Source organism: Caulobacter sp. AVps16, from assembly GCF_058681455.1.
In genome coordinates, this window is record NZ_CM178739.1 from 2,325,084 (window position 1) to 2,349,841 (window position 24,758).

Annotated in this window: 22 protein-coding genes and 1 tRNA gene; 10 read left to right on the forward strand and 13 right to left on the reverse strand. The window is 68.4% G+C overall.

What is annotated here, in order from left to right:
* Positions 1 to 883: 883 nt before the first annotated feature.
* The 5 genes from ACW17U_RS11205 to ACW17U_RS11225 form a co-directional block, all read right to left on the reverse strand.
* Entirely contained in the window at positions 884 to 2,344 is a 1,461-nt protein-coding gene (locus ACW17U_RS11205) for an NCS1 family nucleobase:cation symporter-1 (protein ID WP_492052461.1), read from the reverse strand.
* A 498-nt stretch (positions 2,345 to 2,842) separates the two neighbouring features.
* A complete protein-coding gene (locus ACW17U_RS11210; protein ID WP_492052463.1) occupies positions 2,843 to 3,034 on the reverse strand; it encodes a hypothetical protein in 192 nt (63 codons plus the stop codon).
* Positions 3,035 to 3,208: 174 nt separating this feature from the next.
* Positions 3,209 to 3,664, reverse strand: coding sequence for a DUF2948 family protein (locus ACW17U_RS11215; RefSeq protein WP_492052465.1), 456 nt, complete (start codon positions 3,662 to 3,664; stop codon positions 3,209 to 3,211).
* The gene (gene murA / locus ACW17U_RS11220; protein WP_062145335.1) at positions 3,665 to 4,954 is read right to left on the reverse strand and encodes a UDP-N-acetylglucosamine 1-carboxyvinyltransferase; all 1,290 of its coding nucleotides are present in this window, start codon (positions 4,952 to 4,954) and stop codon (positions 3,665 to 3,667) included.
* A gap of 99 nt (positions 4,955 to 5,053) precedes the next feature.
* Positions 5,054 to 5,503, reverse strand: coding sequence for a hypothetical protein (locus ACW17U_RS11225; RefSeq protein WP_492052466.1), 450 nt, complete (start codon positions 5,501 to 5,503; stop codon positions 5,054 to 5,056).
* Between the two features lie 89 nt (positions 5,504 to 5,592).
* On the opposite strand from ACW17U_RS11225, the gene ACW17U_RS11230 reads away from it, so the two are divergent.
* A tRNA-Thr gene (locus ACW17U_RS11230) sits at positions 5,593 to 5,667 on the forward strand.
* Between the two features lie 573 nt (positions 5,668 to 6,240).
* On the opposite strand, the gene ACW17U_RS11235 is transcribed toward ACW17U_RS11230, so the two are convergent.
* The gene (locus ACW17U_RS11235) at positions 6,241 to 7,491 is read right to left on the reverse strand and encodes an NAD(P)/FAD-dependent oxidoreductase (RefSeq protein ID WP_492052468.1); all 1,251 of its coding nucleotides are present in this window, start codon (positions 7,489 to 7,491) and stop codon (positions 6,241 to 6,243) included.
* Positions 7,488 to 8,663: a M24 family metallopeptidase gene (locus tag ACW17U_RS11240; RefSeq protein ID WP_492052469.1), complete on the reverse strand. Its 1,176-nt coding sequence runs from the start codon at positions 8,661 to 8,663 to the stop codon at positions 7,488 to 7,490. Before ACW17U_RS11240 ends, ACW17U_RS11235 begins: the two co-directional genes overlap by 4 nt.
* Positions 8,664 to 8,759: 96 nt before the next feature.
* On the opposite strand from ACW17U_RS11240, the gene ACW17U_RS11245 reads away from it, so the two are divergent.
* A complete protein-coding gene (locus tag ACW17U_RS11245) occupies positions 8,760 to 9,644 on the forward strand; it encodes a TSUP family transporter (RefSeq protein WP_492052471.1) in 885 nt (294 codons plus the stop codon).
* Between the two features lie 26 nt (positions 9,645 to 9,670).
* Here the strand turns inward: ACW17U_RS11245 and ACW17U_RS11250 are convergent, their stop codons facing one another.
* The 5 genes from ACW17U_RS11250 to ACW17U_RS11270 all read right to left on the reverse strand — a co-directional run bounded on the left by ACW17U_RS11250 (position 9,671) and on the right by ACW17U_RS11270 (position 15,183).
* Positions 9,671 to 10,372 (reverse strand): GntR family transcriptional regulator, encoded by a 702-nt coding sequence (locus ACW17U_RS11250; protein WP_062145325.1) that lies wholly within the window; start codon positions 10,370 to 10,372, stop codon positions 9,671 to 9,673.
* Positions 10,373 to 10,455: 83 nt separating this feature from the next.
* The gene (locus ACW17U_RS11255) at positions 10,456 to 11,454 is read right to left on the reverse strand and encodes a 4-hydroxyproline epimerase (protein ID WP_492052473.1); all 999 of its coding nucleotides are present in this window, start codon (positions 11,452 to 11,454) and stop codon (positions 10,456 to 10,458) included.
* 12 nt (positions 11,455 to 11,466) lie between these two features.
* Positions 11,467 to 12,396 (reverse strand): dihydrodipicolinate synthase family protein, encoded by a 930-nt coding sequence (locus tag ACW17U_RS11260; RefSeq protein ID WP_062145321.1) that lies wholly within the window; start codon positions 12,394 to 12,396, stop codon positions 11,467 to 11,469.
* 278 nt (positions 12,397 to 12,674) lie between these two features.
* Positions 12,675 to 14,114, reverse strand: a complete 1,440-nt coding sequence (locus ACW17U_RS11265) for an aldehyde dehydrogenase family protein (protein WP_492052474.1) — start codon at positions 14,112 to 14,114, stop codon at positions 12,675 to 12,677.
* 40 nt (positions 14,115 to 14,154) lie between these two features.
* Positions 14,155 to 15,183 (reverse strand): Ldh family oxidoreductase, encoded by a 1,029-nt coding sequence (locus ACW17U_RS11270; protein ID WP_492052476.1) that lies wholly within the window; start codon positions 15,181 to 15,183, stop codon positions 14,155 to 14,157.
* Positions 15,184 to 15,569: 386 nt separating this feature from the next.
* Between ACW17U_RS11270 and ACW17U_RS11275 the strand changes: the two genes are divergently transcribed.
* From ACW17U_RS11275 to virB11, 8 genes are read left to right on the forward strand one after another with little or no spacing between them, the layout of a single operon-like run.
* On the forward strand, positions 15,570 to 16,142 hold the full coding sequence (locus ACW17U_RS11275) for a lytic transglycosylase domain-containing protein (protein WP_062145313.1): 573 nt from the start codon (positions 15,570 to 15,572) through the stop codon (positions 16,140 to 16,142).
* 7 nt (positions 16,143 to 16,149) lie between these two features.
* Complete coding sequence (locus ACW17U_RS11280; protein ID WP_062151310.1) at positions 16,150 to 16,467, forward strand: TrbC/VirB2 family protein; 318 nt, start codon at positions 16,150 to 16,152, stop codon at positions 16,465 to 16,467.
* A 6-nt stretch (positions 16,468 to 16,473) separates the two neighbouring features.
* Complete coding sequence (locus ACW17U_RS11285; protein WP_062145311.1) at positions 16,474 to 16,758, forward strand: VirB3 family type IV secretion system protein; 285 nt, start codon at positions 16,474 to 16,476, stop codon at positions 16,756 to 16,758.
* The gene (locus ACW17U_RS11290) at positions 16,755 to 19,142 is read left to right on the forward strand and encodes a VirB4 family type IV secretion/conjugal transfer ATPase (protein WP_492052479.1); all 2,388 of its coding nucleotides are present in this window, start codon (positions 16,755 to 16,757) and stop codon (positions 19,140 to 19,142) included. Before ACW17U_RS11285 ends, ACW17U_RS11290 begins: the two co-directional genes overlap by 4 nt.
* On the forward strand, positions 19,139 to 20,287 hold the full coding sequence (locus ACW17U_RS11295) for a TrbL/VirB6 family protein (RefSeq protein WP_492052481.1): 1,149 nt from the start codon (positions 19,139 to 19,141) through the stop codon (positions 20,285 to 20,287). The genes ACW17U_RS11290 and ACW17U_RS11295 overlap by 4 nt, the downstream gene beginning before the upstream one ends.
* Positions 20,284 to 21,078 (forward strand): TrbG/VirB9 family P-type conjugative transfer protein, encoded by a 795-nt coding sequence (locus tag ACW17U_RS11300; protein ID WP_084745777.1) that lies wholly within the window; start codon positions 20,284 to 20,286, stop codon positions 21,076 to 21,078. The genes ACW17U_RS11295 and ACW17U_RS11300 overlap by 4 nt, the downstream gene beginning before the upstream one ends.
* The gene (gene virB10, locus ACW17U_RS11305; protein ID WP_492052483.1) at positions 21,075 to 22,220 is read left to right on the forward strand and encodes a type IV secretion system protein VirB10; all 1,146 of its coding nucleotides are present in this window, start codon (positions 21,075 to 21,077) and stop codon (positions 22,218 to 22,220) included. The genes ACW17U_RS11300 and virB10 overlap by 4 nt, the downstream gene beginning before the upstream one ends.
* The gene (gene virB11 / locus ACW17U_RS11310) at positions 22,217 to 23,233 is read left to right on the forward strand and encodes a P-type DNA transfer ATPase VirB11 (RefSeq protein ID WP_492052484.1); all 1,017 of its coding nucleotides are present in this window, start codon (positions 22,217 to 22,219) and stop codon (positions 23,231 to 23,233) included. Before virB10 ends, virB11 begins: the two co-directional genes overlap by 4 nt.
* Here virB11 and ACW17U_RS11315 read toward each other — a convergent pair.
* Positions 23,205 to 24,755, reverse strand: coding sequence for a DUF1501 domain-containing protein (locus tag ACW17U_RS11315; RefSeq protein WP_492052486.1), 1,551 nt, complete (start codon positions 24,753 to 24,755; stop codon positions 23,205 to 23,207). The genes virB11 and ACW17U_RS11315 overlap by 29 nt on opposite strands.
* Between the last annotated feature and the right edge of the window lie 3 nt (positions 24,756 to 24,758).

Below are 24,758 nucleotides of genomic sequence, written 5' to 3' on the forward strand. Positions count from 1 at the left end.
CGGCCCGTACATACCCCCCAAGGCCCTTCAGGTCGCCGGCCGCCGCCCCCTCCCTTGCTTTGGGGGTGAGACCAGTGTGCGGGCCGATCCAGAGCGTCGGACGGGCGCGCTCAGACTTTTTGCAAGGGCATTGATTAAACTCGGGTTTGTACGGAACAGCACGGGGATAGGTTGCACCTTATCCCCCCCACTTGCCCCCTACGGATCGCTTCGCGATCGTCTTCCCCCGGAGGGGGAAGATGAAGAGCGGCGATCTCATCTTCCCGCCGCAGGGGGGAGGACGACCGCGATAGCGGTCAGGAGGGGGCCTACGGCGGTGGCCGGGAAAGTCCCGCCCCCTTCGCGCTCACGCGGGAGCCAGCCTAAAATCTCACGGCGAGACGATCGCCGGTCTGTCCAGGTTGCTCAAGGCCGGCCCTCCGGGCCGCCGCGGAGCGGCCGGTCGCAGACCGGGCCTTGACTGACCTGGTCAGACCGGCACGCTGCAGCCTCCAGGAGATTTAAGGATGCGCGGGACGCGGGGCGTCCGCTTGTTGGATGGGCGGGGATGTCTGCTTCCGACCCTAGCGAGACGTTCAGTTTGCCCGGAAAGACGGCCCACGCCCAACGCCCCCTCCGTCACGATGCGTTTTCGCATCGCGCCACCTCCCCCGTTTGGCTTCGCCACCCTTCGGGGCACGGGGCAGGAGGGTGAAGCTGTTCTTCTCCTGCCCCGTAGCGAAGCGTACGGGGGAGGTGGCGCGGCGCCGATAGGCGACGAGGCGGAGGGGGCGCTGCTGAGCCTGACGTCCGCTCACCACCCCGAACTGACATTCGAAATGTCCGCTCTCCGCGCCAACTCACCCATTTGCCCGCACCGGCAAATCCCCGCTCAAACCCGGCATCACTCGCCGCGTCTGCCCATCTTCCCCCGCATCATCCCCCAATAAACCACCCCCGCCAGCCCCAGCCCGACGAACCACGCATACGTATAAAGCCCGGTCCAGAACGCCCCCACCCCGCCAAACAGGTGCGGCGCGGCCGAGGCCAGGAAGCCCGGCACGTTCGGCGCGGCACCCACAGCCAGGGCCACTAGCGCCGCAGGGTTCCAGCCGCCGCGATAGGCGTAGGCGCCGTCCTTAGCGTACAGGTCATCCACCGCCAGCACGGTCTTGCGCAGCAGCCAGTAGTCGACGATCAGGATCCCCGCGATCGGTCCCAGCAGCGCGCCATAACCGACCAGCCAGACGAAGATGTAGCCTTCAGTGGTCTCCAGCAGCTTCCACGGCATGATCAGCACGCCGATCCCGGCCGTGATCCAGCCGCCGATGCGATATGTGATCCTGCTGGGCCACAGGGCCGAGAAGTCATAGGCCGGGCCGACCAGATTGGCAGCGATGTTGCAGCACACCGTGTCGAGGCTGATGATCAGCAGGCCGATCACCACCGCAATGCCGCCGATGTCGCCGGCCAGTTGCACCGGGTCCCACACCGCCTTGCCGAACACGATCACCGTGGCCGAGGTGGTGATGACGCTGACCAGGGCCAGCAGGCCCATCGGGATCGGCAGGCCGATGGCCTGACCCAGGATCTGGTCGGCCTGTTTCTTCGCAAAGCGGGTGAAGTCGGGAATGTTCAGGGCCAGGGTCGCCCAGAACCCGACCATGGCGGTCAGGGCGGGCACGAAGACGCTCCAGAACTGGCCGGCCTTGGGGCCGCCGTCGACGAAGGCCGAGGGCTGGTGGAAGATCGGGCCGAGGCCCCCGGCCCTGTCCATCGCCCACCACACCATCAGGGCACAGATGACCAGCTTGACCGGCGCGGTCCAGGTCTCCAGCCGGCGCACGGCGGTCAGGCCCTTGGTGACAAACAGCAGCTGGATGCCCCAGAAGGCCAGGAAGGCCAGCAACTGGCCCAGGCCGATGCCCAGCAGCGGGATCGGCGCGCCCACCAGGCTGCGCCCCATGATCACGCCCAGCAGGGTCAGCAGCGCCCCGCCGCCGATCCAGGTCTGGATGCCGTACCAGCCACAGGCCACCACCGCCCGGGCCACGGCGGGGATGCGCGCGCCCTTCCAGCCGAACGAGGCCCGCGCCAGCACGGCATAGGGCACGCCGTGCCGGGCCCCCGCATGGCCGATCAGCAACATGGGGACCAGCACGACCAGATTGCCCAGCAGCACGGTCGCCACCGCCTGCAGGGCCGACATGCCCTGCTCGATCAGGCCCGAGGCCAGCATGTAGGCGGGCACGCAGATGACCATGCCCAGCCACAGGGCCGCGAAATGCCACCAGCGCCAGGTGCGCTGCGCCTCGCCCGTCGGGGCCAGGTCTTCATTCCAGAGATCGCGGTCGGGGGCGCTCATGCATCGGCTTCCCGCGGGCGCAGGACATCAGCTCGCGCCGGCCCCCGCCTCGGACGCGAGGCCCGAGCTTAGGAGGGGTTGGGCTTGCGTGGCAAATGGGCGCGCGAATGGAGGCTCAGCGCCCTAACGCCCCCTCCGTCACGTCGCTTCGCGCCGCGCCACCTCCCCCGCACGCTTCGCTACGGGGCAGGAGAAGAACAGCTGCACCCTCCTGCCCCGCATGCGGGGCAGCGCTATCGCATATGACTCAAAACGGCTGTCATCCCGGACGAGCGCGCAGCGCGAAGATCCGGGACCGACGCCTGAGCTCAGCGCTTCCGGCGGTCCCGGATCGGCGCCCGGCTTCGCCGAGCTTGTCCGGGATGACAAATCTTCTGGACGCAAGCCCAGATGCGATAGCCCTAGCTAGCGGAGGAGGTCGCGCGGCGCGGCTAAGCGACGTTACGGAGGGGGGGGGCGAGCGTTGGCCGCCCGTCCTCACACGCTGCCGGGAAAGCTCTAGCTCAGCCCCGCATAGGCCAGGGTCGCGACACCGGCGACCAGAACACCAAACAGGCTGACCCGCACGAGGCGTCCCCAGTCGAAACAGGGACCGCCGTGGCGAAGCACGGGGGGCGCGGGTTTGGTGATGTCGCACGCAGCGAAAAACACCGACTGGGTTTCCCCGGTCGCATAGGACTTCCTGGCCATGACGGCCTCCCTAACGATGCTCGCGCCTCTGACGGGCGCATGGCGTTAACCTAGCACCATTCCCCCGCCAGGCGAGTTCGCCAGCAATCACTAGCGCGTGGGACGAATCCTCGGCACCGTGACTGCCTGTTTGAAAGTCAGATTCAAGGCGTGCCCGCAAATCAGGCAGAGTGCCTAATCGGCGTGCCCCGGCCGGCGGGGCGTGGCCCAGGGCTCGGACACATCGGCCAGCACCACGTCCAGGCAATCGACTCCGACCCGCAGATCGCCGCCGCCGGCGAAGGTCAGCATGACCGTGCCGCCGGGAGCCTCGCCGGGCTCGAAGGTGATGGACAGTAGCTCGACGATGGCCCCCTTGGCCTCCCGGCGGAGGTTGCGCGCCTGGACGCCGGTGACATCGCCCAGCTGCAGGGCCGAACGCACGCGCTCGCCCTCCGCGCCCCGCTTGGTCGACTTCTGGCCGCCGGCCTCCCAGCGAAAGCGGTTGCAGGCCAGGGTCAGGGTCCGGGCTTGCGCATCCCAGCGGATGTCGCCGATCTTGGCGACAGCGTCCTGCAGGGCGGCGGAGATCACCGTCAGCCCTTCGGCATCCTGGGCCAGGAGTCTCAGGGCAGGCGCGGGCTTTGACATCTAGAGTTCGGCCTCTCCGTCACCCTTGATCCGGCGCACCTGCGCCCCACAGGCGGTGAGCTTTGCTTCCAAACGCTCGAAACCGCGATCCAGGTGATAGATGCGCGAAACCGTGGTCTCGCCGCGGGCCACCAGGCCGGCGATCACCAGGCTGACCGAGGCCCGCAGGTCGGTCGCCATGACCTCGGCCCCTTCCAGACGGGCGACGCCGCGGACGCGGGCTTCGCCCCCGGACACCGAGATGTCGGCCCCCAGACGCATCAGCTCCGGAGCGTGCATGAAGCGGTTTTCAAAGATGGTCTCGCGGATCCGGCTTTCGCCGTCGGCCACGGTCATCAGGGCCATGAACTGGGCCTGCAGGTCGGTGGCGAAGCCCGGATAGGCCGCCGTCTCGATATCGACCGCCTTCAGGCGCTCGGCGCTGCGGCGGATGATGACGCCGTCAGCGGTCGGCTCGACGCCGCAACCGGCCTCCTCGAGCTTGACCAGCAGGCTGTCGATCAGGCCCGGCCGTGCCCGGGTCAGCCGCACCTCGCCCCCGGCCATGGCGGCGGCGACGGCAAAGGTGCCCATCTCGATCCGGTCGGGGATCACCGCATGGGTCGCGCCGTGCAGGCGGGCGACGCCGGTGATGGTCACGGTCGGGGTGCCGGCACCCTCGACCTTGGCGCCCATGGCGTTCAAGCACTCCTGCAGGTCGAGCAGTTCGGGCTCGCAGGCGGCATTGTGCAGCACCGTGACACCATCGGCGATCACGGCGGCCAGCATGGCGTGCTCGGTGGCCCCCACCGACACGAACGGGAAGGTGATCTCCGCGCCCTTCAGGCCGCGCGGGGCCTGGGCATAGACATAGCCTTCATGCAGATCGATCTTGGCCCCCAGGGCTTCCAGGGCCTGCAGGTGCAGGTCGACCGGTCGCGCCCCGATCGTGCAGCCGCCCGGCAGCGAGACCTTGGCCTGGCCGGTGCGGGCGATCAGCGGACCCAGCACATTGAACGAGGCCCGCATCTGGCGGACCAGGTCATAGGGCGCAAAGCCGCTGGTGATCTCGGGGGCGTGCAGCAGGGTCTGCTGACCGTCGGGACCGTCGCTTTCCGTGACGCTGGCGCCCAGCCGCGAGAGCAGCTTGCCGAGGAACCGGGTGTCGGCCAGACGCGGCATATTGGTCAGGCGCAGCGGCTCATCGGTGAGCAGGCTGGCTGCCATCAGCTTGATGGCCGAGTTCTTGGCGCCGCTGACGGGGATTTCCCCGTGAAGCTGCGCGCCGCCGATGATGGCGATGCGATCCAAATGACGTCCCTCGAACGCGCGGCGGGGACGGTCCGTCGCGCGGGTCACATGTGAGGGGCGGGTTCTATCCGTTGCAAGAGGGGTTGCAAGGGGCGGCGGTCAAATGGGTGCGGAAAGGTCATAGGGCCGACCGTCCGGCCAGCTTAGCTCAAAGCCCGTGCTGGCCAGATCCAGGGCCACCTGGGCCAGGGCGATGGCCTTCTGGGTCGCCTGCAATCCATCCCGGCCGAAGGCCGCCTTGCCATGGTCCGTATCAAACGCTCCGCCGTCGCCGCTCAGCCGTACCGCGCAGCAGACCTCGTCCGAGTCCGGGGCGGCATAGGGCACCGAGAGCTCCAGCCGCAGCGTGACCTGCCGGCCATCGCGATGCGACACCCCGTCCAGGCACCGCACGAGGCTGTAGGGCCGTGGCGCGGCCACCGCAGCGGCGACCGCCCGGTCCTCGCCGTCCGGGGCCGGCCGCGCGGCGGCCTTGCGCCGGCGCAGATTGGTCCGCAGGGCTTCGGCGAGCCGGGCTTCGCGGCGGGATTTGTCGTCTGGGATCGGCATGGGCGAGGGGTGCGGCGACGAAGTCTGTGGGTCAAGTCGCATTTAGGCTTTGCATTCGCGATTTGGCTCGCTATACGCCCCTCCTCTTCGCCGCGGTAGCTCAGTGGTAGAGCGCATCCTTGGTAAGGCTGAGGTCCAGGGTTCGAGTCCCTGTCGTGGCACCATGGAGCCCCAATCCCTCAAAGGGTTGGGGCTCCAACCTCCTCCCACTTCCCATGGTGTGAGTTGAGAACGCGGAGAGAAGGTCGCCCCGAAAGGTGGGGAGATTATGGGGAGCGCGTTCACAGTGCCTACCCGTTTCTACAACCAGAGACCCTGGCGTTCCCCGCGCCCATTGCCGGCAACACCAGGCCGACCAGCGCCTGATGCGCGGCCACGCCACCCTCGCCCTTTGCCTTTCTCTCTATGATCGGGGCCGGACGCAGACCTGCTTCACGCGGGAATGCCCCTGCGGCCCGGATGCCATCGAGGTGGCGCCCGACGGCGACCCGGCGGCAGCGGAGCGCGAGGCCGGGGCGACCGTCGTCTAATCGATCTGGATTTACGGACCGAGCAAGAATGCGCCTGGGTCAATGAAGGCCATGCCCGCATGCGGTCGCAGCCGCTCGACCTGAGCTCCGATCCTTTCGCAATGGACTGGCTCTTCGCCAACAAGGTGCCGCCCTAGCCGCCTGCGTGTTCCGTCCGACACCCGGTTCCGGCTCAGCCTCTGGCGGTGCCGGCGCGCTGTCAGGGCGTCAGCGGAACCGCTCGATCCGCAAAGCCTCGAGCCAGGTCGGGGTCGGTCGTCCCAGCGCCATCTGCTCCAGCACCTCGGCCGTCGAAGCCGCGAGCGTCAGGCCAAGATGCTGGTGGCCAAAGGCGTAGTGGATCATGGGGTGTGCCTGGAGCCGTCCGATCGCCGGCAGATAGTCCGCAAGCGTCGGTCGCGGCCCGCACCATCGGTCGGGCGTGTCGGAAAAGGTGACGCCGAGATCGCGCAAACTCCGCTCGATCTGACGCCACTTGCGCGGATCCGGCGCAGCGGACGGATCACCGAACTCGACGTGACTGGAGGCGCGCAGGCCGCCCTTGAAGCGCGCGACGGCCAGGGCTCGATCTTCGAACACGGTCAGGGGCAGGTCTTCGGGCCAGTCATGCCGCGCCGACTGCACCGAGTAGCCCCGCTCCCCGATCAACGGGACGCACACGCCCAGCGGTGCCATCAGACGCGCGGACCAGGCCCCGGCGGCGACCACCACCTTGTCCGCATCCACGACCGAACCGTCCGCCAGCGCGACCTCAGCGGCCTCGCCGACCGGCCGCACGGCTGTCGCCTCGCCATGGACGACACCCCCGCCGAGCCGCTCAAAGCCGCTCAGCAAGGCGTTGCGTACCCGCTGCGGCTCACTGACCTGGCCCGTGCCGCTGAAGCGAACCCCGCCGGCCGGGCGCGCGGCCAGAACGCCGTCATAGGCGGCGAGGTCTTCGGCCTCCATCGGTCGGAACGTCGCGCTTCCGGTGCGCGCCCCACGCCAGGCCTGCAGGCCGCGTCGCGCCGCCTCGGGCGTCGACCAGACGACGGCGTGGCCGGTCGGGCGGATCAGATCATCAGGCGCATCGGCCAGGGCGGCCAGTCGTCCCCAGGCCCCCAGCGGGTCTTCCAGCAGGCGGGTCAGCAGCTCTGCCCCATGCGCCGCAGCCGCCGGCCGCGAGGCGGCCAGGAAACGCAAGGCCCAGGGTCCCCACAGGCCGACGTCGCGCGCGCGGAAATCCAGCGGGCCGCCAAAGGCGAACAGCCGTCCAGCTGCGCTCCTCAGCGAGGCGGGCGACGGCATGGGCTCGCACTGTTCAGCGGCGATGTGGCCGATATTGCCGAAGGAGGCGCCGCGCCGGGGATCGCCCCGATCGATCAGAACCACCTCAAAGCCGGCCGCCTGCAGGCGCAGGGCGATCGCTGCGCCGACCAGACCGCCGCCGACCACCGCCCAACGCCGGGACGGCGTCACGCGGAGGCACCCTCGCCAAAGGGATCGTCCAGACTGTGCGACGGCTGGGTGAACCAGACCGGGCCCGCCTCGCTCATATAGAAATGGTCCTCGAGCCGGACGCCGAACTGGCCGGGGATCACCAGCATGGGCTCGTTGGAGAAACACATGCCAGCCTGAAGCGGCGTGCGGTCGCCGCGCACCAGATTGGGGGACTCGTGAATGTCCAGGCCGATGCCGTGGCCAGTGCGGTGCGGCAGTCCGGGCAGGCGGTAGTCCGGGCCGTAGCCGAGACCGGTCAGATAGTCGCGCGCGCCAGCATCGACGCTCTCGCAAGGCGCGCCCAGCTTCGCCGCCTCGAAGGCTCGCGCCTGGGCCTGCTTCTCGTGTTCCCAGACGCGGCGGAACTCGGCCGTGGGAGCGCCGAAGACATAGGTGCGGGTGATGTCGGAGTGATAGCCGTCGACCAGGGTGCCCGTATCGATCAGCACAACGTCGTCGGTCTTCAAGGCCCGGTCGCCCTCGCCCCCGTGCGGCAAACAGGTGTCGTCGCCGAAGGAGACCAGGCAGAACCACGACCCGCCCTCCCCGCCCAGAGCGCGGTGCTCGGCGTCGATGAAGCGCTTTACCTCGGATGTCAGCACCCCGGCCTTCAGCCAGTGACGCGTTCGACGCTGGACCTCCAGGGTGATGGCCTTGGCCCGACCCAGAAGAGCGATCTCGGCCGGAGACTTGAGGCTGCGCTGGGCCACGATCAGCGGGCCGCCGTCGGTCACGCGATCCGCGCCCAGGGCCTGACTCAAGCCCAGCCAGATGAAGGCCGCCGCCTGATCGTCCACCGCCAACCGGCCGCCCGATGGCAGACGGGTCGCCGCCAGGGCGTAGGGGCTCTCTTCCTCCTCCCAGGTCAGGATCTCGCCCGCGATCGCATTCGGCGCGGAGGTCAGGCCCGCGATCTTGTCCAGCTCGAAGCGGGGGCAGATGTAGTCCACCGTTCCATCAGCATGGATCAGGGCACCTGTCAGGCGCTCGGACGGATGCCATGCCAAGCCGGTGAAATAGAGCAGCGACGCCGTCGGGCCGAGCAACAGCGCGGACAGTCCTTCCGCCCGCAGCCGGGCGGCCATGGTCTGAACGCGGGCGCGCCGCTCATCTGCGGTGATGGGAGAGGCGGGAGGTGGGATAAAGCTCATGACCGCAACGTATATTGTATCTGATCTTTAGCCGTGTTTCTGTCACGCCTCTGATCGCCCGGCAAGGACGGCGAGACCTCGGGGGAGGAAAACATCATGATCCTGACCGTTCTGCTGACGGCGCTGATCGTCCTGGCCGCCGTTTACGCCGTCCAACTTGTGCGCACTGCACGTGAACGCGGTGAGCTTAAGCCCAAGGCCGAGGGCGTGGCCATCGGGGCCGTGGCCAATTTCTTCGACGCTCTCGGTATAGGTTCCTTCGCCCCGACCACTGCTTGGTTACGTTTCCGCAAGTTGGTTCCCGACAGCTTCCTGCCCGCCGTTCTGAACGCGGGCCACTGTCTGCCCACGGTGACGCAGGGGCTAGTCTTCATGCATCTGATCCAGGTCGACCCTGTGCTGCTGTTCGCCTGCATCGCCGCCTCGATCATCGGGGCGGTGATCGGCGCGCCCATCGTGGTACGCCTGCCGGTTCGCGCGGTGCAGATCGTGGTCGGCGCTGCCCTGCTGATCGCGGCGGGGCTCTACGCCATGACCAATCTGAACCTGATGCCGGCAGGCGGCCAGGCGGTGGCTCTGGACGGTCATCTGTTCATCGTCGCCGTGGCCGCCCATCTGGTCATGGGCGCCCTGATGAGCTTTGGCGTCGGCCTCTATGCGCCTTCGCTGATCATGCTCAGCCTGATGGGGATGAACCCGACGGCGGCCTTCCCGATCATGATGGGCGCCTGCGCTTTCCTGATGCCGGTTTCGAGCCTGCGCTTCATCAAGAGCCAGCGCATCGACCTGAGGCTCGTTCTGGGCATGGCGATCGGCGGGATCCCTGCCGTGCTGCTTGCGGCATTCGTCATCACCTCCCTGCCGCTGACGGTTCTGCGCTGGGGCGTGGTGGCGGTCGTCCTCTATGCCGCAGCCAGCCTGCTGACGACCGCCCTCAAGTCGCGGTCAGGCGTCGCCGCCGTGGCCGACCGGGCGGACTGATCGCGCCGACCTGCCCAAGGACGTCCCTAAACGCGCTTGCGACTACGCCCCGTGACGGGCCCTTCCGAGGCGACGACATTGCCAAACTCCTCGCGCAGGTCGCGCAGAGTGTGCTCCAGATGCGCCGCCACCAAACGGCGCACCACCTTGGCATCGCGGCTCATCCAGGCCTGCAGGATCTCGCGATGCTCCGCCTCCGCCGTCAGGTGGCGATCATTGCCTTCGAGATGCCTGCGGACGTACCGGTCAGCCATGACATGCAGGCGCGCGGTGATCTCGGTCGTCAGCACCCGCCCGCCGGGCTGGATCAAGGCCATGTGAAAGGCGCGGTTCAGCGGCCCCACGCTTGGCAGGTGTGCGGCGGCGGCGGCGTCCAGTTCGGCCAGCATGCGCTGAGCGACGGCGCGCTGATCGTCATTGGCCGCGAGGCAGGCCTGGGCTGCGGCGTCGGGTTCCAGCTTCAGGCGCAGTTCGTAGATTTCCTCGGCTTCGGTCGCGCTCATGCCCCGCACGAAGAAGCCGCGGTTGGCGTGCGACACCACCAGGCCGTCCTGTTCCAGACGAACCAGGGCTTCGCGCAAGGGAATCTTGGAGACGTTCAGGTCGGCTGCAAGGGCGTCCTGGCGGATCGGCACGTCCGGTTCGATGACACCGGTCAAGATCATGTCCCGCACCACCTCCATCAGGCGGTCGGACAGGGTTCGGACTTCAAACGGGGACGCGGCCATGCAGTTCATCGAGTCGAATGACTGGGCCGAACGCCCACACCAAGCCATAGCTTGCGACGACTGCAATTACGATGTGGAAGACGCTAGACAACCTGGAAACCCGCCCAGAAGGGATCGCGGCGGTCCACCCAGATGGTATTGAAGCCTGTAGCGACCGCCGAACCCTCGATGGAGGGAATGATCGCCTTGTACGCCCCCACCGTCGTCTCCGCTTCGACACGGCCGATGAAGCGACTGCAGATGTAGCTTTGATGGACGAAGGCGTCGCCGACCTTGAGCCGTCCCTTGGCGTGCAGATGGGCCAGCCGCGCCGAGGTGCCGGTGCCGCACGGGCTGCGGTCGATGGCCTTGTCGCCATAGAAGACGGCGTTGCGGCCGTCAGCCCCTTCGCCTTTCGGAACGTCGGCCCACAGGACGTGGCTGACGCCGTTGATCGACGGCTCGTCCGGGTGCACCGGCTGGAAGACGGCACGCACCCGCTCTCGCACCATGCCGCTCAATTCCACGATGCGGCTCGCGCCCAGGTCGTCCAACCCCGTATAGGGGCCTTGCGGCTCGACGATGGCGTAGTAGTTGCCGCCGTAGGACACATCGACGCGCAAGGGGCCAAAGCCCGGAACCTCGATCTCTATGCCTTCCGCCGCCAGATAGCTGGCGATGTTGCGAATACGCACCGAGGTCACGCGGTCGCCCTCGGTTTGATAGGTGATATCCAGCACCCCGGCCGGAACCTCAACCTTCAGCCTGCCGGGATTGCGCGGCCGGATCAGGCCGTGCTCGAGGCCGAAGGTGATCATGCCGATGGTCCCGTGGCCGCACATGGGCAGGCAGCCGCTGGTCTCGATGAACAGGATGCCCGCATCGGTGTCGAGCAGGGTCGGCGGGTACAGGAACCCGCCGCTCATCATGTCGTGACCGCGCGGTTCGAAGCACAGCGACGTCCGGATCCAGTCGTAGCGGTCGAGGAAATCGAGCCGCCGCTCGGCCATGCTCGTCCCTGACAACAGGGGTGCGCCGCCGGCGACCAGGCGAACAGGGTTGCCGGCGGTATGACCGTCAATGCAGAAGAAGACGTCGCGCATCGAAACCCCCGATCAGACGATCTTGAGGGCCGTGCCCGAGCCGACCGGCCGCGTCGCCGCCGCCTTTTCGACCATGGCGATGACTTCAGCCCGGCGCGCACCCGTCAGGGGCATACGCGGCATGCGGACCCGCTCGGTCCCGCGCCCCATGATGGCCTCGGACAGCTTGATCGACTGCACCAGGTCCGCCACGGCGTCGAGGTGCAACAGCGGCATGAACCAACGATAGATCTCGAGCGCGCGCGCCAGGTCACCGTCCTTCACCGCCCGAACCAGGGCCACGGATTCCTCGGGGAAGGCGTTGGTCAGGCCGGAGACCCAACCCCGGGCGCCCAGCATCATGCCCTCCAGCGCCACGTCGTCCAGGCCGACCATGAGGGCGTAGCGGTCGCCCAGTTCATTGATGATGTCGGTGATGCGCCGCGAGTCCGGCGCGCTTTCCTTCAACGCCACGATATTGGGCACGTCCGACAGGCGCTTCAGGTCGGCGTTGGTCAGCGCGATCCGGTACATGGTCGGGTTGTTGTAGAGCATGTTGGGCAGGCCGCTGGCCGCCGCCACCGCCCGGAAGTGAGCCTCAAGCTCTTCAGCCGTCGGCATATAGACCATGGCCGGCAGCACCATCAGGGCGTCCACCCCAATGTCCTCGGCGTCCTTGGCGTAGCGTTCGGCGCGCGACGTGGTCAGTTCGCTGACGCCGGTGATGATCGGCACACGACCGTCGGCGACCTCGACCGCCGCCTTCAGGACAGCGCGCTTTTCCTCGGGCTCCAGCGAGTTGTTCTCACCAACAGTGCCCATGACGATGATGCCGTCGACGCCGTCCTTGATCAGGCCGTCCAGCACCTTCTGGGTGGCGTCCAGATCCACGCCCAGCGCCTCGTCGAATTGGGTGGTGGCCGCAGGGATGACCCCACTCCATTCCAGCGTTACCCCAGCCATAAGCCATTCCTTCTAAAGCAGACCATTATCGTATACGATATTCAAGTCGCAACGAAGTCAAGCGATTGGCCGCCTGGGGTGCGCCGTCTTTTGACGGATTCAGGATTCCCAGAATGGAAGACGCATCAGGGCAAGATCGCGCCCGAGCGTCTGGTGTTCATCGACAAGACCAGGGGGATTGATGGGCCGATCAACGGGGAGTTCTTCCGACACGACATCGAGCAGGTCCTGGCACCGCCCCTCGCGCCAGGACCGTTGAATCCACGTGGCGAAAGGCTCTAGCCCGCGCTGTAGCTGGTCTTCGTCAGGGTGAAGAAATCAGCGGCGGCGAAGCCCTGTTCGCGCGGACCGTAGGACGAGGCCTTGGTGCCGCCGAACGGGACATGATAGTCGACCCCGGCGGTGGCCAGGTTGACCATGGTCATGCCCGCCTTGGCCCGGCGCTGGAAGTCGCGGGCGTACTTCAGCGACTGGGTGACGATACCCGCCGACAGGCCGAACTCGCCGCCGTTGGCGACCTCCAGGGCCTGCTCGTAGTCCTTGACCCGAAGGGTCGAGGCGACCGGGCCGAAGACCTCTTCGGTGTTGATGCGCATGGCCGGATCAGTGTCGGCGATCAGGGTCGGCTGGACGTACCAGCCGGGCGCTTCAAGGTTCAGACGCTCGCCGCCGGTGACGAGGCGGCCGCCTTCGGACGCCGCGATGTCGATGTAGCGATAGGAGGTCTCGCGTTGATCCTCCGAGACGGCGGGGCCGACCTGGGTCTGGGGATCGAGGGCGTGGCCCACCCGCAAGGCGGCGACCTTCTCGGCCAGAGCGGCAACGAAGCGGTCGTGAATGCCGTCCTGCACGATCAGGCGGCTCGACGCCGTGCAACGCTGGCCGGTGGCGAAGAAGCTGCCGTCCAGGGCGATGGCCACGGCGCGGTCGAGGTCTGCGTCGTCAAGCACGATCAACGGGTTCTTGCCACCCATTTCCAGCTGCACGCGGGCCTGACGCGCCACGGCGCAGGCGGCGACGCCCGCGCCCACGCCCTGCGAACCGGTAAAGCTGACGCCCGCAACATCCTTATGGTCGACAATGGCCTGCCCCACGCGACCGCCGCCAATGACCAGGTTCAATACGCCCTTGGGCAGGCCGGCTTCATGCAGGATGGCGACCAGGGCCTCGGCCGTGGCCGGGGTGTGGCTGGCCGCCTTCATCACCACCGTATTGCCGAAGGCCAGGGCGGGTGCCGCCTTCCAGGCCGGGATGGCGATGGGGAAGTTCCATGGGGTGATCAGGCCATAGACCCCGACCGGCTGGCGATAGGTCTGGATCTCCACGCCCGGACGGGTCGAAGCCAGGTTCTGGCCGTGCAGGCGCAGGGCCTCGCCGGCGAAGTATTTCAGAATTCGGGCGGCGCGGGCTGTCTCGCCGATCCCCTCGGCCAGGGTCTTGCCCTCTTCGCGCGACAACAGGCGACCGACCGCCTCGCGGCGTTCCATCAGCAGGCTTCCGGCCCGGTCCAGCACGTCCGAGCGCACCTCGGGCGAGGCATTGGCCCAGCCGTCGAAGGCGGCCGACGCCGCAGCCACGGCTTCATCCACCTCGGCCACGCCGCCATTCGGGGCCAGGGCCACGATCTCGCGCGTGTCGGAGGGGTTCAGGCTCTCGACCTTGCCCGTGTCCCGGCGTTCGCCGTTGATCCAGTGTGACAGTTCAATCGGAGCGGTCATGGGGTGTTCTCTGAGTAGGGAAGGAAGGCCGACGTCGGGCTCAAAGGCCCAGAGCCAGGATCTGGTCGTAAAGCACCTTGGGCGCGTGCACTCCGCGCGCCAGACTGCGGGCGCGGGCGGCGTAACGTCGCTCGGACGGCAGGCGTGCGTCCTGGTCGGCAAAGGCGGCGAACAGGGCCTCAGCGCGGGCGGCGTTGGCGGCGGAATCACCCCCGCCCATGATGGCGGGATCAAAGGCCAGGATCAGCTCGCCGTGCATGGGCGCCGCCTTGTCGCCGTCGTCGAAGGCCATGGATTCGCGGCTGGTCAGATCGCCGATCAACGGCCCAGCCATCAGTTCGATCATGGTCGACAGGGCCGAACCCTTGTGCCCGCCGAAGGTCAGCATTGCCCCGTCCAGCGCGGCGCGGGCGCTGGTCGTGGATAGCCCCTCGGCATCGACGCCCCAACCCTCGGGAATCGGCTTTCCGGCGATGTCATGCAGTGAGACGTCCCCGCGCGCGACGGCGCTGGTGGCGAAGTCGAAGACATAGGGATGCGGCCCCGGACGCGGCCAGCCGAAGGCGATGGGATTGGTGCCCAGCAGTCCTTTCTTGCCGCCCGCCGGTGCCACCCAGGAATGGCTGAGCGTCATGGCAAGGGCGGCCACGCCCCGCTCGGTCAGTTGTTCGATCTCGGGCCACAGGGCCGAGAAGTGGTAGCAGTTGTTGATCACCAGGGCCGCCACCCCGACCGTCTTGGCCTTTTCCACCAGCAGGGGCGCGGCGCGCTCAAAGGCCAGCAGGGAATAGGCCCGGCGCGCATCGGCCCGCACCAGGGCCGGCGAGACGTCCTCGATCACCGGCTCGGCGTCCAGGGACATCTTGCCCGAGCGTATGGTCATGACGCAGCCGGGCAGACGATAGAGGCCGTGCGAGGCGCATTCGTCCCGCTCGCCGGCCGTCATGACGCGGGCCGCCGCCTCGGCGTGCGGCACGGACAGGCCAGCCGCGATCAGCACCCGCCGCGACAGGTCGAACACCTCCTGGATCGAGAGGTCGACCGTCTCCTGATCCCTGAACACGCTCATGAACGTCCCTCCGGTCGCCGGCACAATCGTATACGATAATTGCCGGACGGCGCGGAAACATCAAGGCCCGTCGCAAGACGGCGCGCTTGACGTCCAGCCGCGCCCCGAACGGCCAAAACACCTTGGCCGCCGGGGTTGCGCCCAGGCCCGCCCGTACGTGCCGCAACGCCAAAGCCGAATTCACCAGAGTCAGGCGTGGACCACGCTCTCGGTCAGAGGCCTGGCGCGCGCCATTGAGGTTCCGAAGGCGCTGACAGGACACCTGCACTCTTGCCGCCCTTGGCGAAACCTTTAGGCTGAGACGCATGAGGGGAAAGACCGCAACGTCGTGTGATACTTGGCTTGCGCGCGGTAGAGCCGCCGGCCTGTTCGCTGCGATTTCTCTGTTGTCACTGCCCGCCCTGGGCCAGGCCCAGGTCATGGAAATCACCCCGACCGGGACCGTCATTCTGCACAAGGGTGCCGGGGTCTATGCGGGACCGGGGCTGAGCGCTGTATCCTTGATCGCCCCTCCGCCGCCTTCCAGCGCGAGGCCGTCCCGGGCCCTCGCGACCCGCACGGTCGCTTCGGGAACCGCGATCGCCAAAGCGGCCGACCGGTCCGGCCTGAGCCCTGCCCTGATCCAGGCGGTGGCCTGGCGCGAGTCGCGTCTGGACCAGAGCGCCGTCTCGCCGAAGGGCGCGGTGGGGACCATGCAGTTGATGCCCGCCACGGCCCGCGATCTCGGGGTCGACCCCTCGGACCTGGACATGAACATCGACGGCGGGGCCCGCTACCTCTCGTCCATGCTGCGCCGCTTCGACGGCGACCTGCCCCTGGCCCTGGCGGCCTACAATGCCGGCCCTGGCGCGGTTGAGCGGTATGGCGGCGTGCCGCCCTATCGTGAAACGCGCGAATATGTCCGGTCCATCCTGGACCATTTGGCCGGTGCCGTCGTGTCGCCGGGTCAGTATGAGTAGAATGCCCATGCGCAAGATCTTCCAACGGGGTGGCTCAGCCCTGCTCCTTTCAGCCCTGGGCCATGCCGCCCTGGCCCAGACGGTCACCGCCGATCCGGCGGGCTCCTCCCCCCTGCTGGCGGCCCTGACCTGGATCCAGGGCACCCTGCTGGGCAGCCTGGCCACCGCAGCCGCCGTGATCGCCGTGGCCATTGTCGGCTTTCTGATGCTGGCGGGCCGGATCGAGTGGCGGCGCGGCCTGACGGTGATCATCGGGTGCTTCATCATCTTCGGTGCTGCTGCCATCGTCGCGGGCATCCGCGCCGCGGCCACCGGCGCTGGGTAGAGATCCATGCCGCGCCTGACCTCTGACCCCATCTTCGCGGCACTCACCCGCCCGCAGATGATCGCCGGCGTGACCTACAGCTATGCGGTCTTCAACCTGATCGTGACGCTCGAGGCCTTCCTGATCACCAAGAGCTTCTGGGCGCTGCTGCTGGCGCCGGCGATCCACATTGTCGGCTATCTGGGCTGCCTGAACGAGCCGCGGTTCTTTGACCTGTGGGTCACCCGCGCCAGCCAGTGCCCCCGCGTCGCCAATTTCCGCTTCTGGCGCGCCAACGCCTACCGACCATGAACCAGAGGCTCGTCAGCACAGGCGCCGCGCGCATCCTGGCACCGCGCGAGGCGCGGGTCGGCCAGCGCCTGCCCTATGCCGGTCATGTGGACGAGACCACGCTGCGCACCCGCGACGGTCTTCTGATCCAGACCATCAAACTCGCCGGATTTCCGTTCGAGACCCGCACCGACGACGAGCTGAACTATCGCAAGACCCTGCGCGAGACCCTGCTGCGCGGCGCGGCCCATTCGCGACTGGCTATCTATCACCACGTGGTGCGGCGGCAGGTGGCGGTGGACCTGTCGGGGACCTTCGCCAATCCGTTCGGAGCCGACCTCGACGCCGCCTGGCGCGCCCATCTGGGCCAGCGCCGGCTCTATGTGAACGAGCTCTATCTGACCCTGGTCCGCCGGCCCCTGCAGGGCGAGGCCGGGTTTATCGAGCGGCTGTTCAAGCCGGCCGCGACCCAGGCGACCCTGGCCACAGACCTGCGCCAGCTTCACGCGACGCGCGAGACCTTCATGGCCGCCCTGGCCGCCTACGGCCCCCAGACCCTGACCCTGAAGCCGGGCGGCGGCGGACTGCTGTCAGAACCGGCGGCTTTCCTGTCTTCGCTGGTCAATGCCCAGACCCGGCCGGTCCTGGCACCCCTGGGCGATCTGGGCGAGGCCATCCCCACGCGGCGGCTGAACTTTGGCCTCGACGCCATGGAGTTCGCCGCCAGCGGCAACCAGCCCTCGCAGTTCGGGGCCATGGTTTCGGTCAAGGATTACCCGGCCCAGTCGGCACCGGGCATGCTGGACTCCGTCCTGCGCCTGCCGTTCGAACTGGTACTGACCGAAAGCTTCGCCTTCGTCGACCGGCAGGTCTCGCTGGATCGCATGGGCCTGGCCCTGCGCCGGCTGCGGGCGGCCGACGATGACGCCTATAGCCTGCGCGCCGACCTGGCAGCGGCCCGCGACGAGGTCGGCTCGGGTCGGGCCGCCTATGGCGAGCACCACCTGACCATCCTGGCCAAGGCACCGGACCTGACCTCCCTGGACGCTGCCGTGGCCGAGGTGCAGTCGGCCCTGGCCGAGACCGGGGCCATCGCCGTGCGCGAGGACGTCAATCTGGAGCCGGCCTTCTGGGCCCAGTTCCCGGGCAATTTCAAGTTCATCGCCCGCAAGGCCCTGGTCTCGGCCGCCAATTTCGCCAGCCTGGCCAGCCTGCACGGCCATCCGAGCGGCGTGGACCGGGACCTGCACTGGGGCGCGCCGATCACGGTCCTGGAGACCACCGCCTTCGGGCCCTACAATTTCAGCTTTCATGCCGGCGACCTTGGGAACTTCACCGTCATCGGCCCCAGCGGCTCGGGCAAGACGGCGCTGATCAACTTCCTGGTCGCCCAGGCCGGCAAGGTGGCGCCGCGCGTGGTGATCTTCGACAAGGATCGCGGGGCCGAGATCTTTGTGCGGGCCAGCGGCGGACGCTACGACCAGCTGTCGCCGGGCGAGCCATCCGGCCTGAATCCGCTGCAACTTCCCGATACCGCCGAGAACCGCGCCTTCCTCTGCGACTGGCTGGCGCGACTGCTGCAGCAGGCTGGTGCCCCCCTGCCGCCCGAGGATATGGCGCTGGTCGCCGACGCCATCGATGCCAGCTTTGGCCAGAGCCCGGAGTATCGGCGGCTGCGCCATCTGCGGGACCTGCTGCGCGGGGCGCGCCGCCCGACCAGCGGCGATCTGGCCGCCCGCCTGGCCCCCTGGATCGGCGAGGGCGAACACGCCTGGCTGTTCGACAATGCCGAAGATCGCCTCGATCTCGATGCACCGATGCTGGGCTTCGACATGACCCGGCTGCTGGACGCCCCCGCCCTGCGGACGCCGGCGATGATGTATCTGTTCCACCGCGTCGAAGAACGGCTGGACGGATCCCCGGCAATCATCATCGTCGACGAGGGCTGGAAGGCGCTCGACGACGAGGTGTTCGTCCGCAAGATCCGCGACTGGCAAAAGACCATCCGCAAGCGCAACGGCATTGTCGGCTTCTGCACCCAGAGCGCCGGTGACGCCCTCGAAAGCCAGATCGCCTCGGCGATCATCGAGCAGGCCGCCACCCAGATCTTCTTCCCCAATGCCAAGGCCCGGGCGGCCGACTATATCGACGGCTTCGGGCTGAGCGAGCACGAGTTCGACCTGGTCCGCACCCTGCCCGACACCGCCCGCTGCTTCCTGATCAAGCAGGCCGACCATAGCGTCGTGGCGCGGCTGGACCTGTCGGGCCTGCCGGGTCTGCTGCGGGTGCTGGCGGGCGATGAGCGCGGGGTTCGCCGTCTGGACGCCCTGCGGGCCGAGCATGGCGATGCGCCGGAAGCGTGGCTGGAGGCCTTCATGGCCGGTCCGGCCGGGGCCCGGCGATGAAGGCCTGTTCCGCCCTGGACATGGACGCCGGCGCGATCCGCGGTGTGCTCGAGACGGTGGACTGCCACGCGCGCTTCTATGCCCAGTCCGGCTATGAGGCGCTCGGGTCTCCGGGCTCGCCCTATCAGGCCTGGCTGACGGCCTTCCTGGTCATCTATGTCGCCGTGCTGGGCTATCGGCTGTTGCTGGGCTCCGGGGCGCGGATGTCAGACCTGCCCCTGACGGCCCTGAAGATCGGAGCCGTGCTGGCCCTGGCGACCAACTGGACCCTGTTCCAGACCCTGGTCTTCGATCTGGTCTATCGGGCTCCCATTGAAGTGGCGCGCCTGCTCACCGGGCCGGCAGCCCAGAGTTCGGCCTTTGCCGGCGATCCGGTCGGTGCCCTGCAGGTGGCCTATGACCAGCTGAGCCTGTCGGCCGAGGCCTTCGGCAAGGCCGCCGGCCCTGGTGCCAGCGCCTTTTCCAACGGCAATGCCGCTGCGGCCGAGGCGCTGTGGCAGGCCGCCCGTGCCCTGTTCTTCACGACCGCCGGGGTGTTTTCCGTGGCCATGGTCGGGGCGGCGGTGCTGACGGCCCTGGGACCGATCTTCGTAGCCCTGCTGCTGTTTCCAGCGACCCGGGGCGTTTTCGAGGGTTGGGTGCGAGCCCTGCTGGCGACCTTGATGGCGGCGATGCTGGGCTGGATCTCGACCGCTCTGATGCTGACCATCCTTGAATCAGGCCTGCTGACCCTGGCCCAGGAGCGCGTGGCCCTGGAGATGAATGTCGACACGGCCCTGTCCGTGTCGGGCGTGGTGATGATCTTCGCCCTGGTGCAGGTCGGGCTGGTCCTGGCGGGCGTCCTGATGGCCTGCGGGTTCCGGCTCAAGGCCCGGACCGGGCATGGTGCCATGGAAGGTGCGCCGCAAACCCCGTCGCGGGTCGAGCCGCCGGCCGGGGAGGTCGGCGTCCTGTCGCGCGCCGAACGCCTGGCGGCCTCCCTGAGCCAGACCTCGACCTATGCGCCGCGATATTCGGGCCAAGCGGTCGCCGCGACGCGCTCGGTGGAGGCTGTGCCCCCGGGCGCGCCCCTGGGAACGGCCGGCGCAACCTACCGGCGGCCGAGTGTGCGCGGCCGTGATGATTTTGGAGGCGGGGCGGCATGAGGCGGCTTGGACTTGGCCTGATGGTCTGGCTGGCCCTGGCAGGCGGCACGGCACAGGCGGCGGTGACGCCCCGGCCGGGCCCCGGTGACCCGCGTATCCGCGTGGCGCCCTACGATCCCGATCAGGTCGTCGCCCTGACCGGGGTGCTGGGCTATCAGTTCAGCATCGAGTTTGCCGACGACGAGCGCATCGAGAACGTCTCGATCGGCGACGCCCTGGGCTGGCAGGTGACGCCGAACGCCAAGGCCAGCCTGCTGTTTCTCAAGCCGCTCTCCCGCACGCCGGTCACCAACATGACGGTGGTGACCACGGCGCGACGGTATAGTTTTGAACTGTCCGTCTCGCCGTCTAGCGGCGCGGCGGCGGCGCGGTCGGCGATGTTCGCCCTGCGCTTTGACTATCCCCCTCCGCCGCCTGAGCCGCCACCGCCGCCGGTCGAGACCCGGCCGCCGCCGCGCGTGGCCAATGCCGCCTATAGCTATGAGGGCTCGGTGGGCAGCCTGCCGGCCCGGGTGTTCGACGACGGCGCGGCCACCTATTTCCAGTTCGATGCCGGCGAAGACTATCCGGCCATCTTCGCGATCGACGCCGACGGCGGCGAGGCGGTGGTCAATTCCACCGAGCGCGACGGCTATGTGGTGGTCGACCAGGTGTCACGGGGCTTTGCCCTGAGGCGCGGGACCGACGTCACCCGCCTCTATAACGATGCCTACCGCGACCGGACCGCGGGGCCGCTCAGCCCCAAACCGCGCGAAAAGGCCAAGCCCCGTTTGCGGTGGTTCCAGAAATGACCGAGCCCAACGATCTCTCCAACAGCCCCGTCTTCGCCCATGCGCGCGGCCTGGGACCCCAGGTTTCGGCCCCGGCATCGCCCTGGACCGTCGGCCTGGCGGTGGTCGCTGCCCTGGCCCTGGGCACGGTGGTCTTCGTCAGCCTGCAGTCGGGCCGCGAAGCCAAGATCCGGGCCGCCGAACGCGCCTATCAGGCCGCCAATCCACCCTATGTACCGCCGCCGCCGCCGCCGATGGTGGTGGTGCCCGCGACGGTCGATCCGTCCCTGCCCCCGCCCCTGCCCAATGCCCCCGCCGCTCCGGCCTTTGCGCCTGCGCCGATCCCTGCGCCGATCACGCCGACGTCCGATCCTTATGCCCGCCTGAGGGCACCGGCCATGATCGTCGATCTCAGCGGACAGCGCGGCGCGGTCGCCGGGCTCCCCGACAGCGGGTCGGCGCCATCCCTACCCGGCCGAGTGTCGGGCGAGGCGACCGGCTCTGACGCCAGCAAGCTGTCGGCCGAGGAGCGCTTTGCTGAACGGGTCGCCGGCTCCACCAGCGGCACCGCCAAGGCCAGCCGGCTGTCAGACCTCTCCAGCCTGGCGGCCCAGGGCACAGTGATCCCGGCGGTGCTGGAGACAGCGATCAATTCCAGCCTGCCCGGTTTCGCCCGGGCGGTGGTCACCCGCGACGTGCGCGGCTTTGACGGGTCCAGGGTGCTGATCCCCCGGGGCTCCAAGCTGATCGGCCAGTATCGCAGTGGCGTCGCGGCCGGGCAGTCGCGGGCCTTTGTGGTCTGGTCGCGGGTGCTGACCCCGGACGGCGTCTCGGTCGACATCGGCTCGCCGGGCGGCGACCGACTGGGCCGCGGCGGCCTGGAGGGCGAGACCGACAACCACTTCTTCCGGCGCTTCGGGGCCTCGATCCTGCTGTCGGTCCTGTCGGCCGGACTGGACGCAGCGGTCGGCGACCGCAACGGTGGCAACGCGATCATCATCGGCTCGCCCGCCCAGGCCGCCAGCGTTGCCCAGATCGCCCTGCAGAAGGAGATCGACATTCCGCCCACCATCAAGGTGCCGCAGGGCGAGCCGATCCGCGTCTTTGTGGCCCGTGACCTCGACTTCTCGACCGTCAGCCCGGCGGCGACCCCGACGCGATGAGCGAGGGCCTGTTCCTCAAGGCCTATCTGGCCCCGCTGGCCCCGTGGTTCGCGCGCCCCGATGTCACCGACATCCTGGTCAACCGCCCCGGCGAGGTCTGGGTCGAGACCACCCACGGTGCCCTGACGCGGGAAGAGGCACCGGACCTGACCGAGGTTGTGCTGGGCCGGCTGGGCCGGCAGATCGCGGCCGTCGCCGACCAGGGGGTCAGTCGGGAGCATCCTCTTCTCAGCGCCGCCCTGCCTGACGGTTCGCGGGTCCAGCTGATCGCGCCGCCCGCCACGCGCCAGGGGGTGGCCCTGGCCGTCCGCCGGCATGTCATTGCCGATCTGGGCCTGGAGGCGCTGGAGGCCGGAGGGCTGTTCGACGTCACAGGCCAGGCCGACGCCGAGGCGTCGGACGATGTTGTGCTGGCCGAGCTTCTGGCAGCCGGCAACCGGCCGGAGTTCCTGCGTCAGGCCGTGCGACGCGGCAAGACGGTGGTGATCTCGGGCGGCACGGGGTCCGGCAAGACCACCCTGCTCAATGCCTTGCTCAAGGCCATAGACCCGGCCGAGCGCCTGATCCTGATCGAGGACGCGCCCGAGGTGAAACTGGACCGCCCCAATGCCCTGGGACTGCTGGCCGTGCGCGGCGAGCAGGGCGAGGCCCGGGTCGACGCCGACGCCCTGCTGGCCGCGGCCCTGCGCATGCGGCCCGACCGGATCCTGCTGGGCGAACTGCGAGGTCGCGAGGCCTTCGCCTTCCTGCGCGCGGTCAATACCGGCCATCCCGGGTCCATCACCACGGTTCATGCCGACAGTCCCGAGGGGGCCCTGGACCAGATCGCCCTTCTGGCCCTGACCAGCGGCGTCGAGCTCAGCTGGCCGATGGCGCGAACCTATGTCCGCCAACTGGTCGAGGTCGTCGTGCAGGTCAGTCGCCGCAACGGCCGCCGGGCGGTGACCGATATCCTGTTTCGGCCCCGCTCGACGATCGATGCCGCTACAGGAAGTTCAGGTAGCGCGGCGTGAAGTAGCGCAGGTTGGGGAAGATGGTGTCGAGGTCGGTGTCCGATACACCCATCCACTTGCCCATGGTCGCGCCGTACTGATCGACCGAGGTTGTCGGCACCAGGGCTGTACGGGCCATGTCGGGGTTGTTGAAGGTGCCCAGGTCGACGCCGAGCGTCGGGTACTGGCCGTAGATGTTCTTGCCCTTGACCGCGCCGCCCATCACCAGGTGGTGGCCACCCCAGGCGTGGTCGGTGCCGTCGCCATTGGTAGTGAAGGTGCGCGAGAAGTCCGAGGCCGTGAAGGTCGTGACATTCGCGCGCATGTCCTGGCCGCCAATATTGCCCAGCACGCCGTCGAAATAGCTCATGGCCTGCGCCACCTTGGCCAGAAGGTTGGGCTGGGTGGTGTTCTGCTTGTCATGGGTGTCCCAGCCGCCCAGGCTGACGAAGAACACCTGGCGCTTGAGGCCAAGCGTGCCGTTGGCGGCGATCATCTTGGCCACGGTCTGCAGCTGGGTGGCCAGGGTGTTGGCCTCAACCGCGCCGGTGATCGCGTTGGTATAGGCCGGCGGGGCCGGAATGGCCGTGACATTGGTCTGGGTGAAGGCGGTATTCAGGGTCGAGGCGGCCGTCATCGAGCGGTTGACCACTGTGGAATAGTCGGCCGCGAAGAGGCTGGGGTTGCCGGTGTCCTGGATGATCTCGCGCAGTCGGGCCGGTCCGACCGTCGAGCCGAACAGGCTGTTGGCGGTGGTCCCCGTGACCACGACGGCCGGCTGGGCGGCAGTGGTCATCTGGTACTGGATGATGTTGCGGCCCGACAGGAAGACGGCATTGCCGGCCGTTGAAATGGCCGTGAACAGGGTGTTGGAGCCGTTCATGCTGCTCAGCATGTCGCCGAACTGCCCGCCCCAGCCAACGCGGACCCCTTCAGCCGCGCCGGCCTGCCAGGTCGACTGCTGGTCGTTGTGCGAAAACAGGTTGGCCGGATAGGCCACACTCTTGGCCAGGTACTGGGCCTTGGTGATCGGGCGGACCAGGGTCCCGACATTGGCGACGATGGCCAGACGGCCGCTGTTGAACAGCGTCTGGGTGGGGGCCATGAACGGATGCAGGGCGAAGGTACGGCTGGTGGCGTTGGTGCCGGCGGGCACGGGGTTGGGGGCCGTCGGCGTGATCGGCAACACACCGCCCCAAGCCTCGGGCGTCCCCAGGCTGGCGGTGCGTCCGGTGACCGGTGAAACTGCGCCGACGGCCGTGCGTGCCGTTCCGACCGGCATCAGGGCGATCGGATCGACGCCGGTGTTGCGGGTCGCGAAGTACCGGCCCCAGGAGTCGGTGTCAGTGGCCAGCACCATGTTGTGGGCGTCATTGCCCCCGAACAGAAAGATGCAGACCAGGGCCTTGTAGTCAGGTGCGCTTTGTCCCGCCGCCGAGCCGGCTGCGGCCAGTTGCAGGGCGAAGGGCGCGGCGGCCCCCAGCAGGGACAGGGCCCCACCGGCGCGGAGGAGGTGACGACGATCGGGGTTGCGGACGGTCATGAT